Raw genomic sequence first — 4,841 nt, forward strand, 5'->3', positions numbered from 1 at the left:
GTGCAGGGCTATGGCGAAAGCCGTCCTGTCGCAACCAACGACACTCCGGAAGGGCGTACGCTCAACCGCCGTGTCGAAATCAGTCTGGTACCGCAGGCCAATGCCTGTCAGATACCCGGCAAATACCCAGCGTCATCGCAGGATGATGGCGCATCACAACACAATGGAGAGTAATTCCATGGCAATTCCTGTTTATCTTTGGCTGAAAGACGACGGCGGTGCGGACATTAAAGGATCTGTGGACGTTCAGGATCGCGAGGGCAGCATCGAAGTTGTCGCTCAGGAGCATAACCTGTACATCCCGACCGATAACAACACCGGCAAACTGACCGGCACCCGTATCCACACGCCGTTCCTGTTCACCAAGGAAATCGACTCGTCCAGCCCGTATCTGTACAAGGCGGTGACCACCGGTCAGACCCTCAAGTCTGCGGAATTCAAGTGGTACAAGATCAACGACGCGGGCCAGGAAGTGGAGTACTTCAACACCAAACTCGAAAACGTGAAGGTGGTGAAAGTGAGCCCTGAAATGTACGACATCAAGGATCCTTCTAAAGAGAAGCACAACCATCTTGAGCGCGTAGAACTGCGTTACGAAAAAATCACCTGGACCTACAAAGACGGCAACATCATTCATTCCGATAGCTGGAACGAACGCGCCACCGCGTAATTGCCCGTCATACTTCGCGCCGCAGGTGCGTTGGCTACGTCCGCTCACCCCGGTTGCATAGTTATCTATGCTCCCGGGGATTCACGAACTTGCCGCCTGCCTGCAACACGAATTATTTAGGGCAATCGCCTGATGCGGGCGGGGTTTCCTGTCCACAGTTTTTTGCTGAGAGCCTGATATGCGGGCACTCAGCAAAGAAAAATACAATCTGTCTGCCTGACCTTATGCGCTTTGGTGAACAGCGAGGGGCGGTAGCGTGTCCAGGAACTGACAAAGAGAGAGATTCATGGAAAATCCAGCCAGCCTGTTGCGATGTCTGAACCCTTACTGTGCCCGTGCGATGGAAGGGGCGGTTTCGCTCTGTCAGACCCGCACCCATGCGAAAATTTTGCCGGGGCACTGGCTGCTGGCCTCGCTTGCCGGAGAGCAGAGCATCCGCAGCGTTCATCTGCTGATGGCGCTGGGCGGGAAACCTAACCTGGCTCGCTGTGATGGGCTGTGGCCCTTACTGACGCTTGGCCAGAGCCAACTGGAGCGCCTGCGCCCGTTACTGGATGCGCAATCTGACGAGCGGCCGGATCTGCAGCCGGAAATCGAACTGGCTCAGGGTATCGGACTGGAGTTTGACCTCACAGAAGGAGTGCACGCATGAGCAATAATCCTCCGTTAAGATTCAGCCACAGCCATCATCTGCTTTCGGTGAAAGGCTGTGACGCCGAGCCCGATGTACTGGCGTTTGAAGGCGATGAAGCCCTGAGCAAACCCTTCCGCTACCGTATTGAGTTCACCAGCGCTGACCATACCATCAGCAAAGAGATGATGCTGATGAAAGCGGCTTCCCTGACGCTGCAGGCCCCGGTTGACCAGGGCTACGGCATCAAAATCCAGCAGCCGGTGCGGGTGATTCAGGGAGTGGTGACGGGTTTTGAACGCCTGGGCACCTCAAAGGACGAAACCCGCTACGCCCTGACGCTTGAGCCACGCCTGGCGCTGCTTGACCGTTCGCACCAGAACGCCATTTATCAGGACATGTCGGTCCCACAAATCGTGGAAAAAATTCTGCGCGAGCGTCACAACATGCGCGGTCAGGATTTTCTGTTCTCGCTCTCAAAAGAGTATCCGCGCCGTGAACAGGTGATGCAGTACGGTGAGAACGACCTGCACTTTATCACCCGCCTGCTGGGTGAGGTCGGTCTCTGGTTTCGTTTTACCACCGACACGCGGCTGAACATCGACGTGGTGGAGTTTTACGACAGCCAGCAGGGGTATGAAAAAGGCCTGACGCTGCCGTCGGCGCCGCCATCCGGGCAGCATTCGCAGGGTGTGGACTCGGTGTGGGAGATGGAGAGCCATCATAACGTGGTGCAGAAGCAGGTCAGCACCCGCGATTACAACTACCGCCAGGCCACGGAAGACATGAACACCCTCGTTGATGCGACCAGGGGAGATGCCACCACTTACGGAGAGGCCTATCACTGGGCGGATAACTACCTGACGGCGGGAAACTCCCATGACCGTAATCCGGCACCGGAGTCCGGGGCGTTCTATGCCCGCATTCGTCACGAACGCTACCTGAATGGCCAGACGCAGACCCGGGCCGTCACCAGCTGCCCGACCCTCTCTCCGGGGATGCTGCTGAAAGTCACCGGCGGGTACGAAGTGGCTGAGGTGTTTGCGCAGGGCGTGGTCATCACGGCGATGCACAGCCATGCGCGGCGTGATGAGGACTTTGGCATAAGGTTTGACGGTATCCCGGACAGCCCGGATTTTAGTTTCCGCCCGGCGCCCGGCAGTCGTCCGGTGATGGCAGGCACCGTACCGGCCCGCGTCACCAGTACCACTGAAAATGACACCTACGGGCATATCGATAAGGACGGCCGCTACCGCGTCAACATGCTGTTTGACCGGGACAGCTGGGAGACCGGATTCGAGAGCCTGTGGGTTCGTCAGTCCCGGCCGTATGCCGGGGACACTTACGGTCTGCACTTGCCGCTGCTGGCAGGCACCGAAGTGGCGATTGGTTTTGAGGACGGTAACCCGGACCGGCCGTACATCGCCGGGGTGCTGCACGACTCGGCGCACGGCGACCACGTCACCATCCGCAACTACAAACGCAACGTCCTGCGCACGCCGGCAAACAACAAAATCCGCCTCGACGACGAGCGCGGGAAAGAGCATATCAAGGTCAGCACGGAGTACGGCGGCAAGAGCCAGCTGAATCTCGGACATCTGGTCGACAGCAAGAAACAACAGCGCGGGGAAGGTTTTGAGCTCAGGACGGACCGCTGGGGGGCTATTCGTGCACAGCAGGGTATTTTCATCACCGCAGATGCACAAATCAAAGGTCAGGGACAGGTTCTGGCGATGGATGCGGCGCTGGGGACACTCAATCAGGCGCAGCAGTTAGCGAAATCACTGAGCGATGCTGTAGCCACTGCACAGGCTGAACTCGCGCAGATCCAGGCGCAAAAAACATTGCTGGGATCCTCTCTCAAGGATCTGCAGCAGTCCGCGTTGCTGATGAGCGCCCCGGACGGGATAGCTCAGGTATCACCGCAAAGCATCCAAATCAGCAGCGGACAGAACTTTATTCAGACCTCCGGCGAGAACAGTGACTTTAGCGTCTTCAAAAAATTCACCGTTGCGGCAGGCGAGATCATCAGCCTGTTTGCCAAAACGCTGGGCATCAAGATGTATGCCAATAAGGGTAAGGTTGATATTCAGGCACAAGGGGATGCAATGATGCTGACCTCCCTGAAAAGCATGACCATCATCAGTAAAGACGATGAGGTGGTGATTCAGGCAAGCAAGAAAATTACTTTATGTTGCGGTAAAACCGCTGTGGTCATCGACCCGTCTGGCGTCAATATTCTGACGCCTGGTGATGTGAATGCCAAATCAGCCAGCCTGAACCATCTGGCATCACAGAGCTTCAGCCCGGCACAACCTGAACTGCCACCGGCGGCCAGTTGTGTGGAGAGTGCGCTCTGATGGATACCCTCACTAACTTAACTGATGCCCTGAATGCCAGACAGAATGAATACCGCTACCTGGTGCTTGATCCGCTAAAAAAGGTGGCGAGCTGGGATCCTCTGCACGCAGACATGCTCAGGAATAGCCACGGTAGCGATGCCCTGCGCAGGATATTGCGTCCGGATTTAGCCTGGTCGCCGGAGCATTGTCCGATTCTGCTGTTGCTTGCTTCTCCGGGCGGGTCTCTGGATGAAGATCTGGTCCGAAGCAGTGAAACCTATGCATTCGGAGAAGCACTGTACGAGAAGCGCTATGTCTGCGGCTGGCTGAATTCAGCACTTTCGCCTGATGAAATGGCTGTCTGGCTGGCTGATTTGTGCAAACACATCAAACCGGGCGTCAGTATCCCTGCGTTCGAACCCCTGCGCCTTGAACTGTTGCAGGCGACTGCTGACCCTGAGTTGCTGGCAGGTCTGCTTGCCGCAACGACTCAGTGGCACTGGATGTCCTGTACGGGTGAACTGAGGACACTGAGTGGTAAATCCGGTGGTGATGCCTGGATGCTGAACTGGGGAGCTGAACACGCACAAGCTGAAGTCCGTAATATCTGGCGTTTGCTGTCTGCCTGGCATGAATCAAATGACGCTTTACCTCCAGAGGCTGTGCGTCTTGCGGCTGATGCCTGGTTTGCCGCTGATAAATCGGGGCTGCATCATCTCAGTGACCGGCTATGGGGCTCGGTCTGCGAACCGGGAACGTATAATGTCATCCATCGTTTTCAGCTTGCAGACGGAGAGCCCGCAGAGTTACAGCAAGTCTGGAGTTTCCTCTGCCTGTATATGAAAGGCGAGCCAGTGCCCGCAGAGCCCAAAAATAAAGGCAGACCCGACAGCTGGCGTCCACGAAAAGCAGACAAATGGCCGGAAGAGTGGGGGCGGGAATCCACCACCGCACCAGATGGTAGCACTCCTGTTATTCGGTCTCGTGAAACGCTGCCGGAATAAGTGATATTATGGACAGTCAACAAGGAAAGGGAAATGACCGACAATTTATTTGTTCGCGCTAAACCGAAGCTTAACCCTCCCGTCAGTGCCTGGAAAACGGATATGCCGGAAAGCCGTGAACCACAACTGGTGCCTCCGCGGCTTATCTGGATGAACAAGATAAATGATGTGTATCTTGAAATCCCCCGTTATGA

Annotated in this window: 3 protein-coding genes and 2 pseudogenes; all 5 read left to right on the plus strand. The window is 56.1% G+C overall.

The window, feature by feature from the left end; translation table 11 throughout:
* Positions 1-174 (plus strand): annotated as a pseudogene (locus F8562_RS08030) (OmpA family protein); the annotation flags it as partial.
* Positions 175-178: 4 nt separating this feature from the next.
* On the plus strand, positions 179-670 hold the full coding sequence (hcp, locus tag F8562_RS08035) for a type VI secretion system effector Hcp (protein ID WP_014839086.1): 492 nt from the start codon (positions 179-181) through the stop codon (positions 668-670).
* 286 nt (positions 671-956) lie between these two features.
* Positions 957-1,286: pseudogene (locus F8562_RS08040) on the plus strand (Clp protease); the annotation flags it as partial.
* 32 nt (positions 1,287-1,318) lie between these two features.
* Positions 1,319-3,661, plus strand: a complete 2,343-nt coding sequence (locus F8562_RS08045) for a type VI secretion system Vgr family protein (RefSeq protein ID WP_014838709.1) — start codon at positions 1,319-1,321, stop codon at positions 3,659-3,661.
* Positions 3,661-4,647, plus strand: a complete 987-nt coding sequence (locus F8562_RS08050; protein ID WP_224316718.1) for a DUF6708 domain-containing protein — start codon at positions 3,661-3,663, stop codon at positions 4,645-4,647. The genes F8562_RS08045 and F8562_RS08050 overlap by 1 nt, the downstream gene beginning before the upstream one ends.
* The last annotated feature ends 194 nt before the right edge of the window (positions 4,648-4,841 follow it).

This window comes from Klebsiella sp. RCJ4 (genome assembly GCF_009025755.1).
Taxonomy (GTDB): Bacteria; Pseudomonadota; Gammaproteobacteria; order Enterobacterales; family Enterobacteriaceae; genus Klebsiella; species Klebsiella michiganensis.